This is a genomic window from Chromatiaceae bacterium (assembly GCA_016714645.1).
In the GTDB taxonomy this organism is placed as follows: Bacteria; Pseudomonadota; Gammaproteobacteria; order Chromatiales; family Chromatiaceae; genus M0108.
In genome coordinates this window covers 206,892-228,194 of the sequence record JADKCI010000004.1, presented here as the reverse complement: position 1 = coordinate 228,194, position 21,303 = coordinate 206,892, and the positions used below count along the sequence as shown (strand labels likewise).

Below are 21,303 nucleotides of genomic sequence, written 5' to 3'. Positions count from 1 at the left end.
GCCAACCCTTGACCACGCAGTGGCCCGCCCTACCCAATTCCCGCAAACCCCTAACTATCCGGCTAACAGGAAAGGCAACCCATGGCGGAGACCCCTCTCCCTCCCCCAGGCAAATCCTTGAGCAGCGGTCACGAAGCCGTGGACCGGGCGGTTGAGATCGCGATCCGCATCAGCCTGCTGGCCCTGTGGATTTCCCTCTGCTTCGCCATCATGCGGCCCTTCCTGGCGCCACTCGCCTGGGGCATCATCATTGCCATCGCCGTCCACCCAGGCTACCAGGCCCTGCTCAGCCTCGCGGGCAACCGCCGGGTCATCGCCTCGGCCCTCTTCATCTTGATCGCGCTCCTGGGGCTCATAGTGCCCATTGTCATGCTGAGCGGAACCCTGGTCCAAGGCGCCGAGAGTCTGGCCCGCGGCTTCGAGGCCGGAAAACTGATCATCCCACCCGCCCCCGACCTGACCTACATCCCCTTGGTAGGCCCCGATATTGAAGATTTTTGGAAAACGGCGTCATCAAACCTGGAAGACGCCCTGCGCATGATCGAACCCCAATTGCGGATGGTGGGCGAATGGGCCCTCGGCTTCGCCAAGGACGCGGGCATCAGCATCCTGCATTTCATCTTCGCCATCTTCATCGCCGCGGTATTTCTGGCCAAGAGCGAAGAGGCCGGCAACCTGGTCCACAGCATCGCCCTGCGTCTGGCGGGCAGTCATGGCTTCAGGTTCGCCCAATTGTCCCGAGCCGTGGTACGCAGCGTATTCCGTGGCATTCTGGGCGTGGCCATGATTCAGGCGACGCTGGCGGGACTGGGCATGCTGGCCGCCGGGGTGCCGGCCGCCGGCCTGTGGGCCTTGATCGGCCTGGTACTGAGTACCATCCAACTGGGTGTCTTCCCGGTCATGGTGCCCGCCGCCATTTATCTCTTCTACACCGCCAGCACCACCACGGCGGTGCTTTTCTTGATCTGGACCCTCTTCGTCGGCAGCATCGACAACATTCTCAAGCCCATACTGCTGGGACAGGGCATCTCGGTGCCCATGCCCGTTATCTTCGTAGGGGCCATTGGGGGCTTCATCGGCCAGGGCATCATCGGCCTCTTCGTCGGAGCTGTGGTGCTGGTTCTCGGCTACGAACTGCTCCTGGCCTGGTTACAGGAAGAGCGGCCAACAGACGCCGCAACCGGAACAGATCTCAAAGCCCGGCCCGCAGCCGCTGCCGAACCTGAATCCAAAGCCGGCACCCAGCTAACCTGAAATAGCCCTGACAGGGCACCCCCTGGCCTGAATGCCCGGGCCTCGGCCCACTACAGGCGCCATGAATGGTTCAAGGCGCCCGGTTTGATCGAGTCTTGATGAGCTAGCCCGCGGAACCGAAGGCCACCTGGCAGACGGCATTGACCAATTGGGCGTCAGCGGCGGTCTGTGGCACCTGGCCATTGAGCAGGCCCTGATGGCAATTCACCGCCCCCTGCAGATTCGCGCCCCCCGAAACCGCGTAAGAGAAGCTCGCACCCTGGCTTCCCACCGCCTCCACCGAACCGTAGTTGAGCTGATAATCACTCCGCGGCACGACGATGATGGTGGATTGCTGGGCAGCGGCATTGTTCACCAACTCGGTGATGGCAACCCCCGTCGCCAGGCCTGCCAGCCCCCAGGCGGCGGCGCTGCCGCCCCACCAGCCCCAAGTCGTCGGTGCCCACCGATACCAGCCCGCATTCCAGGGGCGATGCGCCCAATAGCCGCCGTTGGACCAATTGGGGTGCCAGCCGTTATAGGGCCGGTTGTAGAAATTGTGGTCGGCATTGATGTTGTGCTGGTCATTAATGGTGACATTGTGCTGATCGATTTTGTCGTCGCCCCACTGAGGACGCGCGCCATCGCCGAACATGGGATGTGAACCCCGATATCCTCCCATGTCATCGCCACCAAAATGATAGCCTCCACGATCCAGGCCACCCCCGCCCATGCCGCGGAAGCCACCGCCACCAAAATCCCGCCCGTTGGCGCAAGGATTGAAAAGCAGCCCGGATGTCAATAGAGTGACCGAGAGGGTCGCGATAGCGGCGCCATGGGCGAAGCGCGCGGAGAACTGGATCATGGTGATATCTCGATGCGGTGAATAGGGGTAACGGTCAATCGCGACCGCCCATTAACGCGCCAGGGCCAGCAGACGGTGCATGGGCATTCTATCCCGTCCGCATAAAAAAACACCCCCTCAGGCCTTATCCAACCGCGCCGGTTTAGCGACCGCCAGCAGTCTGGAATGAACAGCCTCCGCAGGACTCCCGGGCGCCGCATCCTTTTCACCGGCCCGCCGTCAGCCTGTTAAACTCAAGTCAGAGAGGGTGGCTGGGCCAACCCCGCCAGCACCCTGTCCCAAACCCACGGCGCCGCCTGTTCAACCGGGCCGCGTTCCATCAGGAGCAGGAGAACCATCATGGTCATCTGGGTAATAGTTGCCGACAACAGCCGCGCCCGCTTCTTTACCGCCGATAAACCCTCCGGCCCCCTCACCGAGACCCATGACCTCGCCAACCCCGAGGCCCGGCTGCACGAGGGCGATCTGGTCTCCGACAAGACCGGCCGCGATCGCAACCCCAGCAGCGGCACCGCCCACGGCGTGGGTGCCGATGCCTCCCACAAGCAGGATGGCGCGGACCGCTTCGCCCTCGCCATTTGTGAAGAACTTGACGCCGCTCGCGCCGCCGGCACCCTCCATAAACTCTATATCCTGGCGGCCCCAGCCTTTCTCGGTCTCCTGCGCAAACACCAATCCGCCGCCCTCAAGCAATGCATCACGGCGGAACTTGACAAGAACCTGGCCGCCCAAGACCTGGCCAGCATCCGCAAGTACCTGCCCGAATACCTCTAGACTCCCGGGGCCGGCCCCGCCATGGGCCGCCGCCCAGGCCCCGTGGGGCCTGGACTCGCGGGATGAGATGACATGGAACCCGGCATCACCCTGAACGCCGCGGACCTTGGCCAGCCCTGCGACCTGGTAAGCCCCAGGCTTGCGGCGGTTTGGCGGCGGGTGCCGGCCCCGCGCCGGTGTTGGGGCGCGCCCGGCGGCTAGACAGGGCGCGACCGGGACCGTCGTAGCACCCCAGGTCTCAGCGGGGCCGTCTCACCGCGATGACATCCGGGATCTGGCGCAGCCGGGACTGGAGGGTCTCGAGTTGGTCCATGTCCCGGACCTCGGCGGTAAAGCGCATGGTGGCCCGATCGCTGGTGCGGTCCGTGCTGGTATTGACACCCAGCAGGGTGAGGTCGGCCTCGGAGAAGACGGCGGAGATATCGCGCAACAGGCCTTTGCGGTCGGCGGCGACGATGATGAGATCCACGGGATAGGCGTCCTCGGGACTGGCCTCGGCCCAGGCCACCTCCATCAGGCGGGCCGGCTCGGCGGCGGCGAGTTGGCGCAGGTTGTCGCAATCCCGGCGGTGGACGGTGAGGCCCCGGCCACGGGTGATATAGCCGACGATGGCATCCCCTGGTACCGGCTTGCAGCAATGGCCCATGTGGGTCATAAGGTCGTCGATACCCTCGGCCACCACCTCCTGGCGTCCCCGACCGGGGCGCAGCGGCTTCTTGCGCCGCCGGTCGCGCCGCTGGGTGACCAGGTCCTCCGGTACCAACTCCTCGCGCCCCTTATCCACCGGACCCGCCAGCTCCCCCAACTGCCGGGCGATCTGGCCCGGCGAGAGGTCGCCGCGCCCGAGGGCGGCGAGCAAGTCATCCCCCTTGTGGAAATTGCACTTTTGGGCAATAGGATCGAGCTGCAGCCGGGTCTCGACGCCGAGACGGGCCAACTCCTTTTCCAGCAGGGCGCGACCCTCCGCTACATAGCGGTCGTAATCCTGTTGCTTGAACCAGAGACGCACCCGGTTGCGCGCCCGCGCGGTCCTGAGGTAGCCCTGATGGATGCTGAGCCAGTCGCGGCTGGGGGTGGCGTTCTTTTGGGTGATGATCTCGACCGTCTGACCGCTGCGCAGGGTCTGGTTGAGAGGGACGATACGACCATCGATCTTGGCGCCCCGGCAGCGATTACCGATCTCTGAATGGATGGCATAGGCAAAATCCAGGGGCGTGGCGCCGCGGGGCAGATCGATGACCCTGGATTGGGGCGTGAGCACATAGACATGGGCGGGCTCGAACTCCGTCTTGAAGCGTTCAAGAAAATCTCCGTCGTCCTCGCCCTCGTTCAGCAGTTCCATCCATTGACGCATCCAGACCAGGCGGTTCTGGAAGGCGGCATCCGCGCCCTTGCTCTCCTTGTAGGCCCAATGGGCGGCTACGCCCAGCTCGGCGTGACGATGCATGTCCCAGGTGCGGATCTGCACCTCCAGGGACTTGTCCCCGGGCCCCACCACCGCCGTGTGCAGGGATTGATACATGTTGCCCTTGGGGGTGGCGATGTAGTCGTCGAACTCCTTGGGGATATGCCGCCAAAGACCATGGACCAGGCCCAGGGCGGCATAGCAATCCGCAATGCTGTCGACCAGGATCCGCACCGCGCGCAGATCGAAGATCTGCTCGATGTCCACGCCCTTGCGCTGCATCTTGCGCCAGATACTATGGATATGCTTGGGTCGTCCTGTGATATCGGCACGCACCCCGGCCTCGGCGAACTTCGACCTGAGCAGGGCGATGACATGGGCGATGTAGGCTTCGCGCTCCACGCGCTTGTCGCCCAGGAGTTGGGCGATGCGCCGGTAGGCCTCGGGTTCCAGGTAGCGTAGCGCCAGATCCTCCAGTTCCCACTTGACCTGCCAGACGCCCAACCGGTTGGCGAGGGGGGCATGGACCCGCCGGGTATCGGTGGCCAGCTTACGCCGCCGCGCCTCATCCAGGTCCTTGATGCTCCTCATGAGATGCAGGCGTTCCGCCAGCACCACCAGGACGACGCGCACGTCCTCGGCGATACCGAGCAGCAGGCGGCGCAGATTTTCCTCGTGCCGGTCCTGCTCCTTGGCGGCGATGACCGCCTCGACATTGGCGAGTTGGCCGATGCGGCGCAGGTCTCCCACCATGCGTCCAATGCCGGGTCCGAAGCGCTGGGACAGACCCACCTCGGTCATGTCGCCCGCTTCCAGGCAGCCGTTGAGCAGGGCGGTGATCAGGGTGTCGGCGTCCTGGCGCATCCCCGCCAGGATATCGGCGGTGGCCAGGCGATAGCGGATCTGGGTCTCCCCCGTCTCCAGGGTCTGGCGGCCCCGGCAGCCCAGCAAAAGGGCACAGGCGTCGCGGAGGCGGGCGCGATCCCCCTCGCCGTATTGTTCCGGCAGCGCCGCGAGCCAGTGTTCGATGGCCGCCGCATCGTCCGCGGGGTCCTCGGGGAGATTATAAACTGGTGTTACCATGGGATCAGCCTAGGCCATGGAGGAGGGGTGGGCCTTACCGGCCCCTAGTACCTAGTACAGGGGGCGCGCGCGGCTAAGGCGTGACGCCGCCCATGGCCACGGGCCGCGTCTTGGCGCAACCCAGGGCCCACCGCCACTCAATCAAGCACATGACTCACCAGCCCGTCCGCCAACTTAGGCTCGAACCAGGTGGATTTGGGCGGCATCACCTCCCCGGCGTCGGCGACGGCCATAAGTTCCGTCATGCGCGTGGGGAACAGCGAGAAGGCCACCCGATAGTGGCCCTCGTCCACGGGACCGGCCAGGCCCTCCAGGCCACGGATACCGCCGACGAAGTTGATGCGCTCATCCCGCCGGGGATCGATGATGCCGAGGATGGGCTCGATCAGATTATCCTGGAGCAGGCTGACGTCGAGTCGGCCCACGGGATCGTCCCAGGGGATGCGCCCCGCATCCAGGGTCAGCCGATACCAGGCGCTATCCAGGTACATGCCAAACTCGGCCGTTCTGGCGGGCTTAACCGGCGTGGCGCTCGGCTCGACACGAAAGGGCACCGCCACCCGACTCAGGAATCCCTCCTTATCCAGGCCGTGCAAGTCCTTGACCAGCCGGTTGTAGTCCATGATTTGCATCTGGTTGTGGGGGAAGACGACAGCCAGGAAATAGTTATAGGCCGCCTTACCGCCATGCCCCGCAGGGGCGGCCTTGCGCGCCGCCGCGACCCGGGAGGCGGCGGCGGAACGATGATGACCGTCGGCCACATAGAGGGCCGGCAAGGCCTCGAAGGCCGCCGACAGCAACCGGATGAGGCCCTCGTCGGCCACCACCCAAATCTCGTGACGTACCTGGCCCGCGGCGCGGATGTCGACCGCCGGGGGCTGCCTGCTGACGGCGACCAGGAGGTCGTCAATGCTCGGGGTGGCGCGATAGACCAGAAAGACGGGGCCCGTCTGGGCATCCAGGGCATCGATCTGCCGCACCCGGTCGTCTTCCTTCACTGGCCGGGTGAATTCGTGCTTCTTGATGCGATCCGCGTCATAGGCCGCCACCGAGGCGGCGGTGACCAGGCCCGTCTGGACATGCTCGCCCATGGTCAGGCGATAGACGTAATAACAGGGGGTCGGGTCCCGCTCCAGCACGCCCTCCACCAGCATGCGCTCCAGGTTTTCCCGGGCCTTGGCATAGACCTCCGGCGCATAGGGGTCCGTATCCGGGGGCAGATCCACCTCGGGGCGGGAAATATGGAGAAAGCTCCAGGGCCGCCCCGCCACCATGGCGCGCGCCTCGTCGGCACTCATCACATCGTAGGGGGGCGCGGCCACCTCCGCCGCGCGACCTGGGGCCGGGCGCAGTCCGGCGAAGGGCTTGATCAGAGGCATGATGGGCGGTTTTCCAGTTTGGGTTGAGAGCCAGGAGGCCGGGATCCTTAACGGGGTGGCGGCGCGTAAAGCAGGCCGCCATCGTTCCAGAGGGCGTTATAGCCGCGCTGAATCATGAGTGGCGACTGGGCACCCAGGTTGCGCTCATAGAGCTCGCCATAATTGCCGACCTGGCCGATGACGCGAATGACCCAGTCCTTGTCCAGGCCCAGAGCCTTGGCTACCTTGCCCTCCACATCCAGCAGCAAGCGGGTATCCCCGACCTTGGCATCTTCCTGGGCCCGCTTCACATTACGGGAATCTATGCCCAGTTCCTCGGCATCGATCATGATGAAGAGGGTCCAGCGCACGATATCGAACCAGCGGCCATCACCCTCGCGCACGGCGGGGCTCAGGGGCTCCTTGGAAACAATCTCGGGCAGGACCCGGTGGTCACGCCCCGTGTCCATGGCCACGCGCAGGCCGTGGAGCTGAGTGTAATCGCTGGTCAGGACCTGACATTCGCCCCCCAGATAGGCCTTGCGCGCGGCATTCATATCGGGAAAGAGACGCAGATCGAGCGACATGCGATGCCGGTCGAAATAACGGCGGGCATGGTCGGCGCTGGTGGACCCGATGATGGCACAAACCGACTTGCCATCCAGCTCCAGGGCGCTGAGAATGCCCGTGTCGCGCCGGGTCATGAAACCCTGACCGTCGAAGAGGAGCACGCCCACAAAGGTCACGCCCTCGGCGGAGTCACGCTCCAGGTTCCAACTCAGGTTGCGCGAGACCAGATCGACCTGTCCCTTGGCAAGGGCCCCCAGGGCATCGGCCACGGTCAGCGGGACGAACTCCACCTTGTCCTTGGCACCCAGGGTCGCCGCCGCCACGGCGCGGCAGAAATCCACGTCGATACCACTCCAATGCCCGGCGGCGTCCTTGAAGGACAGCCCCGGGGCCTCGCCATTGACGCCGCACTTGACCTTGCCGCGGCCCTTGACGTTCTCCAGGGTGCCCGCCGCCACGGACTGGCACAGGGCACCGGCGAGCAGAATGCCGGTCACCCACTTGGCTACTTGTCTCATTGAGATTCTCCTGTCCGAAAGGGGGTTTACCAGCTCATCAGGACCCATTGGGGTACCTGGGTCGTGGCGGGCCCGGAGCCACTGTTCCAGGACATGTCGCCCGATCCGTCCTGGTCCATCAGGTAATAGGACGGACCCACCCTCGGAGTAATCCTGACCTTATAGAGGCGGCCATTGATGCGGTACTCCTGAATGGTCCGGTTCTGGTGCTCATGGAGGGTAACGTCGGGAGCCATATCGGACTCGTGGACACTCAGATCCAGCCCATCGATTTGACTGGCAAGGACCAAAGGGGCCAGAAGCAGGCCCAAGGCCGGCAAAAGCTGGGCAAGGAGACGGAGATGGGGCATGGTAGGCGCGGCCCTGGGCATTTAATTCGGGGCTATGGTACCAGGAAGGATGCGGCCCCGCGCCCGGGTAAGTGCGTGAGGCGCGCCCGGCTCCTGCTTCATGAGGCGAGCGCCTCCGTGGCGGGCACCTTGCGCTCGGCATATTCAGTCTTGGAGCCGGTTTCATCCCAGGCGAAGGTACAGTCCAGATGGGCGAGCACGGCCACCAGACCGCCCTCCCCGTCCTCGATCATCACGGCCAGGGGGGGACGGCTGCCAAAGCGACGATTGCCGCGCTTTACCCAGAGGGAGCGCATCTCCGGGTTGCGGGGGAAATAGGTGCCCAGGGCCTGCTCGATCCGCGTCAGATAACCCAGACGGCGGTTGACCGTGGCATCGTCCGGGAAGGGCTCCTGATCAAGGAAGCGCGACACATGACGGGTCTTGACCGTTGCCGGCAGGGCCAGCAGGGCCAGGATATCGCTCGGCCCCAGCCCCCAGTCGCCGAAGAGGGCCATGATGTGACGGGTGATGGACAGGCGTTCCTCGGGGGTCAGGACGGCGGTGGAGGGCGGGGCTTGAGTCATGGCGTATTCCGGATGAGTAGAAGGACGAGGCTTGCCGCGAGTAAGTCAAGGTTGCGGGCAAGGCCCGCCATTTCAAGCGGGCACGCCAGGCTCAACGCGACACGCGATGGATGCGCATCACCCGTGGCACCAGTCGCAGGCGCCGCATGATGCGAGCCAGATGGGGGCGATCACGGACCGAGAGCAGAAAATCCAAACTGATGTTGTGGCCATCCTTTTCCCGGGACTGGACATTCTCGATGTTCGAACCCAGTTCGGCGATGGCGGCGGCCAGACTGGCCAGAACCCCGCGCTGGTTGCCAACATCGACCCGGATCTCGGTATTGAAATCCCCCGCCGGTTGACTGGACCAGTCCAGGTCAAGCCACTGATCTCTATGTTGTTGAAAATCGCCGAGGTTCCGACAACCCTGGCGATGCACTACGATGCCCTTGCCAGGGCTGAAGAGTCCGGAGATGGGATCGCCCGGAATGGGCCGACAGCAGCGCGCATAATTGACCACCATGCCCTCGGTGCCCTTGATGGCCAGGCGGCGCGCCTGTCTGGGCTCGGCGTCGAGCGGGGCCTCGACCACCTCCTCGCCCATGAGACGCCGCGCCACCAGGATCGGCAGCCGATTGCCCAGTCCCACCTCCACCAGCAGGGCAGACAAATCCGTCAGCTTGGCCCGCGTCAGATAGGCCGCCAGGGGGCCCTCCGGCAACCGATCCAGGTCCAGTCCCTGCCCCGCCAGCTCGGCGTTCAGCAGGCGCCGGCCCAAGACCTCGGCCTCCTGGCGCTGCAAATTCTTCAGATAGCCACGGATATTGGCGCGGGCCTTGCCCGTCACCACGAAATTCAGCCAGCCGGCGTTGGGCATGGCCCGGGGCGCCGTGATGATCTCCACCGTCTGGCCGCTGCGCAAGGCGGTGCGCAGGGGGGCCATGCGCCGATCGATCCGCGCCGCCACGCAGCGGTTACCCAGACCGGAATGGATGGCATAGGCAAAATCCACCACCGTGGCCCCGGCAGGCAACACCTGGATGTCCCCACGCGGGGTAAAGACATAGACCTCGTCCGGGAAGAGATCGACCTTGACGTGCTCCAGAAACTCAACCGAGTCGCCCGATCCGCGCTGCATCTCCAGCAGGTTCCCCAGCCAATCCTCCGCAAGGTTCTGCGGGCTGCCACGTTTGGCGCCGGATTTATACATCCAGTGCGCCGCGATGCCACTCTCGGCGAGGCGCTGCATGTCCAGGGTGCGAATCTGGATTTCGATGGGGATGCCCTGGGGGCCAAACAGCTGGGTATGCAGGGACTGATAGCCATTGTTCTTGGGGATGGCAATATAGTCCTTGAAGCGACCGGGCTTAGGCTTGTAAAGGTTGTGCACCACACCCAGGACGCGATAGCAGGTATCGATCCGATCAACGACGACGCGAAAGCCGAAGACATCCACCACCTCCTCGAAGGGGCGCTGCTTGTCACGCATCTTGCCGTAAATTCCGTAAAGGTGCTTTTGGCGGCCCACCACCTCGCCCTGGATACCCTCCTGCTCCAGGCGTTCACGCAAGGCCTTCTCGACATCCCCCACCAGTTCCTTGCGTGCCCCCCGGGCGCGGACGACCGCCCGCTGGAGCAGCAGGCGGCGCCAGGGCCAGCAATGCGCGAAGCCCAGTTCTTCCAGTTCCACGGAGATTTTGCGAATACCCAGGCGATTAGCAATGGGCGCATAGATCTCCAGGGTCTCGCGCGAGATGCGGCGGCGCTTCTCCGGGGCCATGATCCCCAGGGTGCGCATGTTATGGAGCCGGTCGGCAAGCTTGATGAGAATGACCCGGATATCCTTGGTCATCGCCAACAGCATCTTCTGCAGATTCGCCGCCTGAGCCTCGGCCTTGGAACGGAAATCGAGACGCGTCAGCTTGCTTACGCCATCCACCAGTTCGGCAATCTCCTCGTCGAACAGGGCCGCCACTGTCTCCTTGGAGTGGCCCGTGTCCTCGATCACGTCATGGAGAATGGCCGCCATCAGGCATTTGTGATCCATACGCATCTCGGCCAGGATGCGCGCCACGGCGATGGGGTGCTGGATGTAGGGCTCGCCAGATTTGCGCGTCTGGCCGGCATGGGCCTCGGCCCCAAACTGGAAGGCGCGATAAACCTCGCGGATTTGCTCCGCGCTCAGGTAGGACTCCAGATAGACACAGAGGTCGCCGATCTGGAAGCGCGCCCTGTCGGGCGGCTCGGCGGGTGGGTTGGCGACGGGCGATTCAAGCACCTGAGTCATGGGACCTGGACCCGAGCGGCTGGCGGGGACGGCTGGCGTGGCACCCGAAATCCGATACCTGACTCGCTGGCGTCTCAGGAGTGCTCCTCGGTCCCCAACTCGGCCGCCAGCTCCTCGGCGATCTGCATCTCCAGGGTCCGCTCGGCACGGCGCTGCTCGCGTTCCACCTCCACGGCGGCGACCGTCTCCTGGGTCAGGACGCCCTCGGCGATCTCCCGCAGGGCCACCACCGTGGGTTTATCATTCGCCCAGGGGATCAGGGGTTCGACGCCATTGGCCAGTTGCCGGGCCCGCTTGGTGGCAAAAATGACCAGATCAAACCGGTTGTCCACATGATCGAGGCAGTCCTCGACAGTAATTCGCGCCATGAGTCTTGTTGCTCCATTTATAACGTAGATCGGCCAGATTACCAAAACCCCGCCCGGAAGGCGAAGGGCCGCAGGATTTCTTTCCCAATTTGCCGCACCCGGCCCGGAAGGCGCGGCCCCGCCTTCAGCCGGCCAGCAGGGCCTCGATCATGCCGGGAGCCAGCCCGGCCCCATGGGCCAGGCGCAATCGCTCCGCCCGCGCCAGGCAGGCCAGATCGGCAAGAGCCTGATCGAAATCATCATTCACGACCAGATAATCGTATTCGTCAAAATGGGACATCTCGTCACGCGCCTGGCGCATGCGCCCAGCAATGATCGCCTCGCTATCCTGGCCGCGGCCCCGCAACCGCTCCGCCAGAACGGGGGCGGAGGGCGGCAGGATGAAGATGGAAACGGCGCCGGGGAAACGCGCGCGCACTTGGCGCGCCCCTTGCCAGTCGATCTCCAGCAGCAAATCCTGGCCCGCGGCCAGGGCCTCGCGCACCTTAGCCTCCGCGGTGCCATAGCGATTGCCGAAGACCTGGGCGTGCTCCAGGAAGGCGCCAGCGGTGATCATAGCCAGAAAACGGCCCTCATTAATAAAATGGTAGTGAACGCCATCCACCTCGCCCGGCCTCGGCGGACGGGTCGTGAAGGAAATCGCCAACCCAAGGGCGGATTCACGTTCCAGCAGGGCCTTGACCAGACTGGTCTTGCCCGCGCCGGAGGGCGCCGATACGATAAAGAGGATGCCTTCGCTCATAAGAATCCAGCGCCTGGGGGTTGGCGAAAAGGGGGCAAGGGAGGAGCCGAGGAGAGGCAAACGCCCCACGGCAAGGCTATAGTTACCCTGAAATTAGACCACAAGCGCCCGTCGCGAGCGAGACCGGACCGCGCAGGGGCCCCCAGGAATCAACCCAGATGCTGACCTGCGCCGACCTGTCCCCCACCCTGCTCCCCGCCCTGCTCGCCCGCTACGGACTCACCCTGGGCTGGATTGCACCGGGGGCGCCCATCCCCGGCAGCTATTGGGGAGAGCCGGAGGCCGGCCTGATCGCGGACTACCTCTATGTCCGGGCCGACACCCCGGTGCATTCGGCCCTGCATGAGGCCTGCCACTGGATCTGCATGGACCCGGACCGCCGGCTAGCCTTGCACACGGATGCCGGCGGCGAAGTGGCCGAGGAAAATGGCGTCTGCTATCTCCAAATCCTGCTCGCCGACGAACTGCCTGGCGTGGGCCGCGAGCGCATCTGCCGGGAAATGGACGATTGGGGCTCTACAGCTTCCGCCTCGGCGGCGCCCGCATCTGGTTCGAGGAAGACGCAGGGGATGCCAGCCAATGGCTGCTCCAACAGGGCCTGATCGACACCGCCAGCCGCCCCACCTGGATACCTCGGCTGTAACAGTGCCCCCACCGGTTTTCCCGCGCCTGCCCTATAATTCGATGGCAACTGGTATCGAAGCGAGGAGTTTTATCATGACCAAGATTTTTAACCCACGCGGCCTCCTGGTGGGGATGACCTTGATGGCTCCGGCCTTGGCGCTGGCCTGGGCGCCTCCCTATTATGGCTATGGCCCCCTGCCCCCGGGTCAGGGTGGAGCACTTCCGGACTTCCCGGCCCCCCCGACCCTATCCAGTCCCGACAGGCCCGGCTTCCCCCGCGCCGGAGGCCCCCTGCGTTTCAACCAGACCGTCACCGCCGAGGGCTACATCCTTGAAATCCCCCTCGACGGCCTGAAGGCCGAGGACATCCAGGTTCAGATCGACGGCCGCTCGCTCCGCCTCTCCCGCGACACTTCCACCCAGAAGACCCGCGAGGAGACCCTCGGCGATGGCCAGGGCTACCTGCGCAGCTACAGTTTCTCCAGCGGCCGCTCCAGCCACCGCCTGCCACTGCCCCCGGACGCCGAGGGTGGGGCCATGCGGCGTGAGGATGGCGCCGAACAGGTGCGGATCATCATCCCCCGCCGCCCCTACTGAGCCGCGACCCTCCAGAGCCATCCCCAGCCTGATGCCCAGCCCCAGGATGATGCGCGTCAATCTCCAGACTCTGGGCTGTCGGCTCAACGAGGCGGAACTGGAGACCTGGGCGCGCCAGTTCCAACAACTCGGCCACCAGATCACCCCCGACGAAACGGGGGCCGACCTGGTGGTGGTCAACACCTGCGCCGTCACCCAGGAGGCGGTCCGCAAGTCCCGCAAGCTCCTGCGCCGCGCCCAGCGCGATAACCCCCACGCCAAGTTGGTGGTCAGCGGCTGCTTCGCCACCCTGGAGACCCAGGCCCTGGCGCTGGAAGCCGGCATTGACCTGGTGATCCCCAACGCGGACAAGGACCGCCTGGTGGCGATCACCACCGCCGAACTCGACCTGCCCGCCATGCCCCTCACCGCCCTGGCGGCCGATGCCAATCCCCTCTTCGCCCGCGGCCGCCAGCGCGCCTTCATCAAGGTCCAGGACGGCTGCCGCTACCGCTGCGCCTTCTGCATCGTCACCCTGGCGCGGGGCGAGGAACGCAGCCGCCCCATCCCGGAGGTGATTGACGAGATCAACCAGGCCGCGGCGGCGGGCGTGCGCGAGGCCGTGCTCGCGGGCGTCCACCTCGGTGGCTGGGGCAGCGACCTGGGGCTCGGCCTGGACGACCTGATCGGTACCCTCCTCGCGGAGACGGACATGCCGCGCCTGCGCCTTGGCTCCCTGGAACCCTGGGAACTGCCCGATGGCCTCTGGGACCTCTTTGCCCATCCGCGCCTCATGCCCCACCTGCACCTACCCCTGCAAAGCGGCACCGACAGCGTCCTGCGGCGCATGGCGCGCCGCTGCCGGACCGATGAATTCGCCCGCCTCGCCCACGAGGCCCGCGCCCGGGTCCCCGACATCAACCTCACCACCGACATCATCGCCGGCTTCCCCGGTGAAACCGAGGCCGAATGGCGCCAGACGCTCGATTTCGTGGCCTCCATCGGCTTCGGCCAGGTCCACATCTTCCCTTACTCCCCCCGCCCCGGTACCAAGGCCGCCAGCCTGCCCGATCAGGTCCCCGCCGAGGTCAAAAAGGAGCGCAGCCGGGAGATGCACGAGCTGGCATGCCGCATGAGGGCCGATACCTTCGCCCGCTACCTGGGCCAGCGGACCAGCCTCCTGCTGGAAGGCCGCCAGGGCAGCGACCCGAACGGCGACCATCATGGCTACACACCCCATTATTTGCCCGTGCGCGTCCGCCCCAACGGGGGGCAAGACCTCACCAACCAGTTGCCGCGGGTCGAACTGACCGCCATCCACCCGGATGGAGACAGCCTGATCGCGACCTTGGCCCCCCATGACCACGAAGGGCCCCCTGCGGGTGAGGCCCTTTGGCCACTGGCGGACCCAGCCGCGACATGAACAGCACCGAGTTCTCAAAGACGGCGGCACGGATCGCCCAGCGCTTTACCCTTACCAGCGGCCCCCCCCTGATCGAGCCACTGGGGCGGGGACTGATCAATGAGAGTTTTAAGGTGACGGCCGGGACCGACCGCTGGGTGTTGCAACGCATCAATGGCCGGGTCTTTGCCAATCCCGAGGGGATCATGGCCAACCTGTCCCGCCTCGCGGCGCATCTGGCCCGCCAGGAGGGGCTGGATCTGACGTGGCCGGAGCTGGCGCGAACGGCGGAGGGCGCGACCTGGACGCGGGACGAGACCGGCGCCGTCTGGCGCCTGATGACCTTCATCCCGGGCCAACCTCTGGAGCGGATCGAGGACGCCCCCCAAGCGGCGGAGGTAGGGCGCCTGCTGGGGACCTTTCATCGGGCGGTGGCGGACCTCGACCCCGCGAGCCTGCGGGTGACCCTGCCAGGCTTCCATGTGACGCCGGGCTATCTGGAGCCCTTCGACCGGGTTGCACAGCAGGCGGTCGCGGCACCCCAGCCAGGGCTGGAGGAGGCGCTGGCCTTCGTGGCGGCGCGGCGGACGGGCGTGGGGGTGCTGGAGCAGGCGCGGGCGGCGGGTCTGCTCCCGGAGCGGGTCATCCATGGCGATCCCAAGCTGGACAACCTGCTGTTCGATGCCGAGGGACGGCGGGCCCTGGCCTTGATCGATCTGGATACGGTGCAGCCGGGTCTGACCCTGCACGATATCGGCGATTGCCTACGTTCCAGCTGTAACCGGCCGGGGGAGTCCGCCAGTGAGGCACGCGTGGGCTTTGACCTGGAGGTTTGCCGCCCCCTGCTGCGGGCCTATGCGGACCGGACCCAAGGACTGCTGGTCCCGGCGGAGGTGGCGCTCCTCTTTGCCGCCATCCGGCTGATTCCCTTCGAGCTGGGGCTACGCCTTCTGACCGACCATCTGCAAGGCGACCGCTGGTTTCGCGTCTCCGCACCCGGTCAGAATCTTGCCAAGGCGCGGATTCAGTTTGCGCTGGTGGCGGACATCGAGCGCAAGGAAGGGGCGATCCGGGCCATCATCGCCGCCTGTTTTAGCGGATTCGCGCAGGATTGACTGCAATCCCTACATCCCGCCCCGCTCTTGCGGTAAGATCACGTCCACTTTTCGCGTAGGCCCGGTGGCGGACGCGGCCGGTTAAGGATTGGGGATCCCTTGCCCCAGGCAGGCCGGTTCCGGATAGCAAGTAACGTCCGTCTCTCGGGACGGCAGTGGAGGACATCATGGGCTTTGGTGGCATCAGCATCTGGCAGCTTCTCATCATTCTGGTGATCGTACTGCTGCTCTTCGGGACCAAGCGTCTCAAGAGCATAGGTTCGGATTTGGGTAACGCGGTGAAGGGGTTCAGGTCCGCTATGAGCGACCCGGACAAGGAAGAGGAGGAGGCCAAACGACTGGAGGTGCCCCCCTCCCCCACGGGGACGGCCTCCCCCACGGGGACGGCCACGCCGGACCCGGCGGCCAAGGTCGAAGGCAGGGACAAGGTCTGAATCCCGATTTAGCGCGGGGGCCGGGGCGGGATCATGTTTGATATCGGCTTTCTGGAATTGGTGGTAGTGGGCGTGGTCGCCCTCCTGGTGGTAGGGCCGGAGCGCCTGCCAAAGCTGGCGCGCACCGCCGGGCTCTGGATGGGGCGGGCGCGGCGGACCCTCGCAACGGTAAAGGCGGAGATCGACAGCGAACTCAAGGCGGAGGAGCTCAAGGAGATCCTGGCCAAGCAGGCGCGGGAGAATCCGCTGGAGACCCTCATCGAGATGCCCAGCAGCAAGCCGTCGGCCCCCGCGCCCTCCCCACCCCAAAACCCAGCACCGCCCAGCAAGCAGGACCCCCCTAACTAGGGCCCGGCACTAGCGCCATCCCCAGGGGTCCTGGATCACCCAGGTTGAAACCCCCTGCCCACGGCTTAGCCCCGACGCCGCGCCCGATACCCACTCGCGCCTGTCCGGCTCCGCCTCTCTAGATAACCACTCATTCGGATGTAACGACCGCGATGACAGCGCCGGCCTACCATCAAGACCCGGGCCCGGAACAGCCCTTCATGTCGCACCTCGTGGAGCTTCGCGACCGGCTGCTGCGCATGGTGATGGCGATCGGGATTGCCCTGGTGGTCCTGTTCCCCTTCGCCAACGATATCTACACCTTCATCGCCGAGCCCATCCGCGCCCAGTTGCCCGAGGGCTCGACCATGATCGCCACCCAGGTGGCATCGCCCTTCATGACGCCCTTCAAGCTAGCGCTGGTATCGGCGATTTTCGTCGCCATGCCCTATCTGCTGTTCCAACTTTGGGGATTCGTGGCCCCGGGCCTTTATCAGCATGAAAAGCGCTTCGCCATGCCCTTGCTGGCCTCCAGCATCTGCCTTTTCTACCTGGGCATGGCCTTCGCCTATTACCTCGTCTTCCCCCTGATCTTCGCCTTCTTCACGGCCACGACCCCCGAAGGCGTGGCCCAGATGCCGGACATCACCTACTACCTGGACTTTGTCCTCAAGCTTTTTTTCGCCTTCGGGGTCTCCTTCCAGATCCCCATCGCGACCATCCTGCTGGTGGCCATGGGGATGACCACGGCGGAGAGTCTGGCCGACAAACGGCCTTATGTCATCGTCGGCTGCTTTGTCATCGGCATGCTCTTGACCCCACCGGACGTCATCTCCCAGACCCTGCTCGCGGTGCCCATGTGGATGCTGTTCGAGGCGGGCATCTTCTTTTCGCGCTTCTTCAGGAAGCGGGACACGGAGGAGGAGGAACCAGAAACCACCGGGGGGCCTCCCTCGGGCACCGGGCCGACCGGGGCGGCCGCCGCGGGCACCGCCAGTTCGGCGATGGCTCCAGGGGCGGGCACTCACCGCGATCCGGGCGGCCCCACCCACGCGCCAACAACCCAGGCCCATGAGGTCATGGTCGGCCGTGAGATCGACGGTGGCGATCCCTTCGACCGCGAGCGCTTCGTCCCCCTGACGCCGGAAGAAATGGAGGCGGAGCTCGACGCCATCGAGGCGGCCGAATCGGAGCTGGACGAGGATATCGACCCCATCGAGGCCTTGCTGGAGCGGGTATCGGAGCTGCGCGACCTGGAAAACGAGGCCGGCGCCCGCCAACTCCTCTATCGCGTCCTCGCCGACGGCGACGAATCCCAGCGCGGGGTAGCCATGAATATCCTGACGGAGATGGACAGGCCCTGAGGCTGGCGGCCCGAGTATTGAAATGTCGCGATGGCACACTAATTCCGCCTAATCCATGGCCTAACGCCGGGCCATGGCATCACCACCAGGGAGCGACCCGGACCCATGGCCTCCGCCACCCAACTCCATTACAAACAAAATCGGCTCAAGCAACTGCGCGCCTTCTGTCACGCCGCGCGCTCGGGCAGCGTCAGTACCGCCGCCGACCAGATCTTTCTGAGTCAGCCCACCGTCTCCCTGCAGATTCAGGCCCTGGAGCGGGAATTCGACACCCTCCTCTTTGAGCGCCGCGGCCCCAAGATCAAGCTCACCCCGGCGGGTGATCTGCTCTACGGTCTGGCCCAGCCCCTGGTCGAAGGCATGGACAAGCTCCATGAAACCTTTTTTAGCCAGTGCGGCCGGGTAGATCAGGGCTCCCTGGAGGTGGCGGCCGGTGAATCGACCATTCTCTATATCCTGCCCGAGCCGGTCCGGCGCTTCACCGCCATCCATCCGGGTATCGAGATCAAGCTCCACAATGTCACGGGCCGCGATGGCCTGGCCATGGTGCGGGCCGACGAGGCGGACATGGCCGTCGGCTCCATGATCGAGGTCCCGGACGACATCACCTACCGGCCCTTCGTCACCTACCGGCCCAAGCTCATCACCCCCCTGGACCACCCGCTGGCGGCCAGGGCCAGCGTGACCCTGGAGGACATCACCCCCTTCGGGCTCATCCTGCCCCCCAGTCACCTCAGCACCTGGCGGACGGTCGATCTGGTCTTCCGCCAACACAACCTGAATTACAAGGTGGCCCTGGAGGCCGGCGGCTGGGAGGTCATCAAGAAGTACGTCGAACTGGGGCTGGGCATCTCCATCGTCACCGATGTCTGTCTCACCGGCCAGGAACGCCTCGCCACCATCCCCATGGAGCAATACTTCCCCAAACGCAGCTACGGTATCGTCCTGCGCCGTGGCAAGTTCCTCTCACCCCAGGCCAAGCGCTTCATCGAGGTGCTCGATGAAACCTTCGCCGGCCAGGAGGTCGAACCCCACCTCCAAGGCCCCGAACATGGGGAATGGGAGGATGCCCATCTGGGGTGAATCAGGTCCGCCAGGCCAGCCCCAGGCCGTACAGCCGGTTCTTCTTATCGCCGCTGATCTCGGCGGCGAGGGTGGCGGCTTGCTTGAGGGGCAGTTCCCGGGCCAGGATGCGCAGTACCCGCTCGCCTTCCGCCGCGGTTGTATCCAGGTCCCGGCAGCCCTCCACCAGCAGGACGAATTCCCCCTTTTGCTGATCCGGGTCCTCCTCGATGCGCGGGACCAGGCCCGCCAGGGTGCCGTCCAGGAAGGTCTCAAAGTGCTTGGTGAGTTCCCGCGCCACCACGGCGCGGCGGTCGGGCCCCAGGCTCGCGGCCAGGTCGGCCAGGGTTGCCAGGACCCGATTGCCCGCCTCGTAGAAGATGAGGGTGCCGGGTTCCTGGGCCAGGGTGACGAACCACTCCCGACGCTTGGCGCGGGTGCGGGGTGGAAAGCCCAGAAAGACGAAGCGGTCACTGGGCAGGCCCGCGGCGGAGAGGGCGCAAATGGCGGCGTTAGGGCCGGGGATGGGCACGACCCGCAGACCGGCGGCCCGGGCGGCGGCCACCAGGGGATAGCCGGGATCGCTGATCAGGGGCGTGCCCGCATCCGACACCAGGGCCAAATCCTCCCCGGCGGCCAGACGTTCCAGCAGGCGCGGGACCAGCTTCTCCTCGTTGTGCTCGTGACAGGCCGTCAGCGGCGTGCGCAGACCATAATGACTAAGCAGACCCGCGGTGTGGCGGGTATCCTCGGCGGCGATGAGGGCCACCCGGGCCAGGACCTCAAGGGCGCGCTGGCTGATATCGGCCAGATTGCCCATGGGCGTGGCCACCACGTATAGTATCCCCGAGACTTGTGACAAGGCCTTTCCTTCTGATTTTCAACAGGCCCGCCATCGATGACGAAGCCAGACGATGCTATTGGCGACGGGAGTTTCCCCAGCTCCGCTGCCCCCTGTTCCCCGACGGGACGCCCGCGACTCGCCCCTGAATCGCGCGGCCCTGCCCGGCGCTCGCGGGCCTGGCGTCCTGTTCAGGAACTCGCCGCACTGGTCATTGGCGATAGCAAAACCCTCCCTAGGACCCTGGCCATGCCGCTCGTTTTCACCCTCCTCCTGACGACCCTGACCTTGCTGATGGCGGGCTGCGCGGCGCCCCCGCGTAGCGCCGGTCCTGGCAACGGTCCAGGGGCGGCCGCGCCCCCCCAGGCCCGGGCCCAGGTCGCCGTCCTCCTGCCCCAGTCCGGACGTTATGCCGAGGCGGGCGCGGCGGTGCGTCAGGGCATTCTCGCCGCCCAGGGCGCCAGCGGACAAGGGCCGGAACTGCGCTTCTACGATAGCCACAACCCGAAATCGGTGCCGGATTTGTTGCGCCAGGCCGCCGCCGAAGGCGCGAGCCTGGCCATCGGCCCCCTGGAAAAGGAGGCCGTCGATGCCCTCGCCGGCCAATCGGCCCTGCCCATCCCCACCCTGGCTCTGAACCGGGCCACCAGCGACGCCACGCCACCGAATCTCTTCCAATTCTCCCTGGACCCCGAGGACGAGGCCGCCGATGCCGCGCGCAAGGCCTGGGGGCGGGGTTATCACACGGCCATTCTGCTTTATCCCGCCAGCCCCTGGGGGGAACGCCTGGCCAATGGTTTCCGGCGCGAATGGCTTGGGAATGGGGGCGGTTTCGCGGCCATCCAGGCCTTTGATCCGAACTCGGCGGATCTGCCCCAGGGACTGTTGGAGGACGCCTTTGCCGGCTCGGTCCAGACCGCCCCCGCCGACTGCGTCTTCCTGGTCGCCACGGCGCCCCAGGCGCGCCGGCTCTGGCCCGAGATTGTTGCCATTAACCAGAACCCGCCCTCGGTCTTTGCTACCTCTCATATTTTCGAAGGCGGCCAGGATCAGGAGGGCTACCAGGCCCTGCTCGGGCTGCAATTCGTCGATATCCCCTGGATGATTGACATCGATCCGGCGGACCCGCTCTCCCGATCCAGCCTGGAGCGCGCCTCGGGGGGCATCGACCCGCGTTACGCCCGCCTCTATGCCATGGGCATCGATGCCTATGCCTTGGTTCAGCAGCTTGAGGGCCTGACCGCTCGTCCCGGCGCCTACCTCGAGGGCCGCACCGGGCGCCTGAGCCTGGACAACCGGGGCCGGGTTCAACGGGAACTCATCCTGGCGCGCATGGACAGCCTGGGACCCAGGCGGATGAGCGCAACGGAAGCCAGGGGCCCCAACATCGCCGCGCCTGCTGGCTCCCCCGGCGGCGGAGGTGCGCGCCTTGCCGCCCTCGCTCCCTGAGACCCCCG

At 65.7% G+C, this 21,303-nt stretch carries 20 protein-coding genes and 1 pseudogene; 11 read left to right on the top strand and 10 right to left on the bottom strand.

Annotated features, from left to right (window positions below; all coding sequences use genetic code 11):
• The first annotated feature begins 81 nt into the window (after positions 1 to 81).
• On the top strand, positions 82 to 1,254 hold the full coding sequence (locus tag IPN92_12900; protein ID MBK8639118.1) for an AI-2E family transporter: 1,173 nt from the start codon (positions 82 to 84) through the stop codon (positions 1,252 to 1,254).
• Between the two features lie 103 nt (positions 1,255 to 1,357).
• Here IPN92_12900 and IPN92_12895 read toward each other — a convergent pair whose 3' ends face one another.
• Positions 1,358 to 2,098 carry a hypothetical protein gene (locus IPN92_12895; protein ID MBK8639117.1) on the bottom strand — a complete coding sequence of 247 codons (741 nt, stop codon included), beginning with the start codon at positions 2,096 to 2,098 and terminating at the stop codon, positions 1,358 to 1,360.
• A 339-nt stretch (positions 2,099 to 2,437) separates the two neighbouring features.
• Here IPN92_12895 and IPN92_12890 point away from each other — a divergent pair, with 339 nt between their 5' ends.
• Positions 2,438 to 2,872 carry a host attachment protein gene (locus IPN92_12890; protein MBK8639116.1) on the top strand — a complete coding sequence of 145 codons (435 nt, stop codon included), beginning with the start codon at positions 2,438 to 2,440 and terminating at the stop codon, positions 2,870 to 2,872.
• Positions 2,873 to 3,110: 238 nt separating this feature from the next.
• Here the strand turns inward: IPN92_12890 and IPN92_12885 are convergent, their stop codons facing one another.
• From IPN92_12885 to gmk, 8 genes are all read right to left on the bottom strand, one after another.
• A complete protein-coding gene (locus IPN92_12885) occupies positions 3,111 to 5,360 on the bottom strand; it encodes a bifunctional (p)ppGpp synthetase/guanosine-3',5'-bis(diphosphate) 3'-pyrophosphohydrolase (GenBank protein MBK8639115.1) in 2,250 nt (749 codons plus the stop codon).
• Positions 5,361 to 5,497: 137 nt separating this feature from the next.
• A complete protein-coding gene (locus IPN92_12880) occupies positions 5,498 to 6,739 on the bottom strand; it encodes a DUF1015 domain-containing protein (protein ID MBK8639114.1) in 1,242 nt (413 codons plus the stop codon).
• A gap of 47 nt (positions 6,740 to 6,786) precedes the next feature.
• Positions 6,787 to 7,806, bottom strand: a complete 1,020-nt coding sequence (locus IPN92_12875) for an amino acid ABC transporter substrate-binding protein (GenBank protein ID MBK8639113.1) — start codon at positions 7,804 to 7,806, stop codon at positions 6,787 to 6,789.
• Positions 7,807 to 7,832: 26 nt separating this feature from the next.
• On the bottom strand, positions 7,833 to 8,156 hold the full coding sequence (locus IPN92_12870) for a DUF2782 domain-containing protein (GenBank protein ID MBK8639112.1): 324 nt from the start codon (positions 8,154 to 8,156) through the stop codon (positions 7,833 to 7,835).
• Between the two features lie 98 nt (positions 8,157 to 8,254).
• Entirely contained in the window at positions 8,255 to 8,722 is a 468-nt protein-coding gene (locus IPN92_12865) for a DUF2384 domain-containing protein (GenBank protein MBK8639111.1), read from the bottom strand.
• Between the two features lie 91 nt (positions 8,723 to 8,813).
• Positions 8,814 to 10,991 (bottom strand): RelA/SpoT family protein, encoded by a 2,178-nt coding sequence (locus IPN92_12860; GenBank protein MBK8639110.1) that lies wholly within the window; start codon positions 10,989 to 10,991, stop codon positions 8,814 to 8,816.
• Positions 10,992 to 11,065: 74 nt separating this feature from the next.
• On the bottom strand, positions 11,066 to 11,359 hold the full coding sequence (gene rpoZ / locus IPN92_12855) for a DNA-directed RNA polymerase subunit omega (protein ID MBK8639109.1): 294 nt from the start codon (positions 11,357 to 11,359) through the stop codon (positions 11,066 to 11,068).
• 124 nt (positions 11,360 to 11,483) lie between these two features.
• Positions 11,484 to 12,101 carry a guanylate kinase gene (gene gmk / locus IPN92_12850; protein MBK8639108.1) on the bottom strand — a complete coding sequence of 206 codons (618 nt, stop codon included), beginning with the start codon at positions 12,099 to 12,101 and terminating at the stop codon, positions 11,484 to 11,486.
• A 158-nt stretch (positions 12,102 to 12,259) separates the two neighbouring features.
• On the opposite strand from gmk, the pseudogene IPN92_12845 reads away from it, so the two are divergent.
• The 8 genes and pseudogenes from IPN92_12845 (at position 12,260) to IPN92_12810 (ending at position 19,026) form a co-directional block, all read left to right on the top strand.
• Positions 12,260 to 12,744, top strand: a pseudogene (locus IPN92_12845) (hypothetical protein).
• A 74-nt stretch (positions 12,745 to 12,818) separates the two neighbouring features.
• On the top strand, positions 12,819 to 13,322 hold the full coding sequence (locus IPN92_12840; protein ID MBK8639107.1) for a hypothetical protein: 504 nt from the start codon (positions 12,819 to 12,821) through the stop codon (positions 13,320 to 13,322).
• A 49-nt stretch (positions 13,323 to 13,371) separates the two neighbouring features.
• The gene (mtaB, locus tag IPN92_12835) at positions 13,372 to 14,724 is read left to right on the top strand and encodes a tRNA (N(6)-L-threonylcarbamoyladenosine(37)-C(2))-methylthiotransferase MtaB (GenBank protein MBK8639106.1); all 1,353 of its coding nucleotides are present in this window, start codon (positions 13,372 to 13,374) and stop codon (positions 14,722 to 14,724) included.
• The gene (locus tag IPN92_12830) at positions 14,721 to 15,818 is read left to right on the top strand and encodes an aminoglycoside phosphotransferase family protein (protein ID MBK8639105.1); all 1,098 of its coding nucleotides are present in this window, start codon (positions 14,721 to 14,723) and stop codon (positions 15,816 to 15,818) included. Before mtaB ends, IPN92_12830 begins: the two co-directional genes overlap by 4 nt.
• 167 nt (positions 15,819 to 15,985) lie before the next feature.
• Positions 15,986 to 16,252: a twin-arginine translocase TatA/TatE family subunit gene (gene tatA, locus IPN92_12825; protein MBK8639104.1), complete on the top strand. Its 267-nt coding sequence runs from the start codon at positions 15,986 to 15,988 to the stop codon at positions 16,250 to 16,252.
• 33 nt (positions 16,253 to 16,285) lie between these two features.
• Positions 16,286 to 16,600: a twin-arginine translocase subunit TatB gene (gene tatB / locus IPN92_12820; GenBank protein MBK8639103.1), complete on the top strand. Its 315-nt coding sequence runs from the start codon at positions 16,286 to 16,288 to the stop codon at positions 16,598 to 16,600.
• A gap of 152 nt (positions 16,601 to 16,752) precedes the next feature.
• Positions 16,753 to 17,943, top strand: a complete 1,191-nt coding sequence (gene tatC / locus IPN92_12815; protein MBK8639102.1) for a twin-arginine translocase subunit TatC — start codon at positions 16,753 to 16,755, stop codon at positions 17,941 to 17,943.
• Between the two features lie 105 nt (positions 17,944 to 18,048).
• On the top strand, positions 18,049 to 19,026 hold the full coding sequence (locus IPN92_12810; GenBank protein MBK8639101.1) for a LysR family transcriptional regulator: 978 nt from the start codon (positions 18,049 to 18,051) through the stop codon (positions 19,024 to 19,026).
• A gap of 1 nt (position 19,027) precedes the next feature.
• On the opposite strand, the gene rsmI is transcribed toward IPN92_12810, so the two are convergent.
• Positions 19,028 to 19,867 carry a 16S rRNA (cytidine(1402)-2'-O)-methyltransferase gene (rsmI, locus tag IPN92_12805; GenBank protein MBK8639100.1) on the bottom strand — a complete coding sequence of 280 codons (840 nt, stop codon included), beginning with the start codon at positions 19,865 to 19,867 and terminating at the stop codon, positions 19,028 to 19,030.
• A 228-nt stretch (positions 19,868 to 20,095) separates the two neighbouring features.
• Here rsmI and IPN92_12800 point away from each other — a divergent pair, with 228 nt between their 5' ends.
• Positions 20,096 to 21,295 carry a penicillin-binding protein activator gene (locus IPN92_12800; GenBank protein MBK8639099.1) on the top strand — a complete coding sequence of 400 codons (1,200 nt, stop codon included), beginning with the start codon at positions 20,096 to 20,098 and terminating at the stop codon, positions 21,293 to 21,295.
• Positions 21,296 to 21,303: the final 8 nt, after the last annotated feature.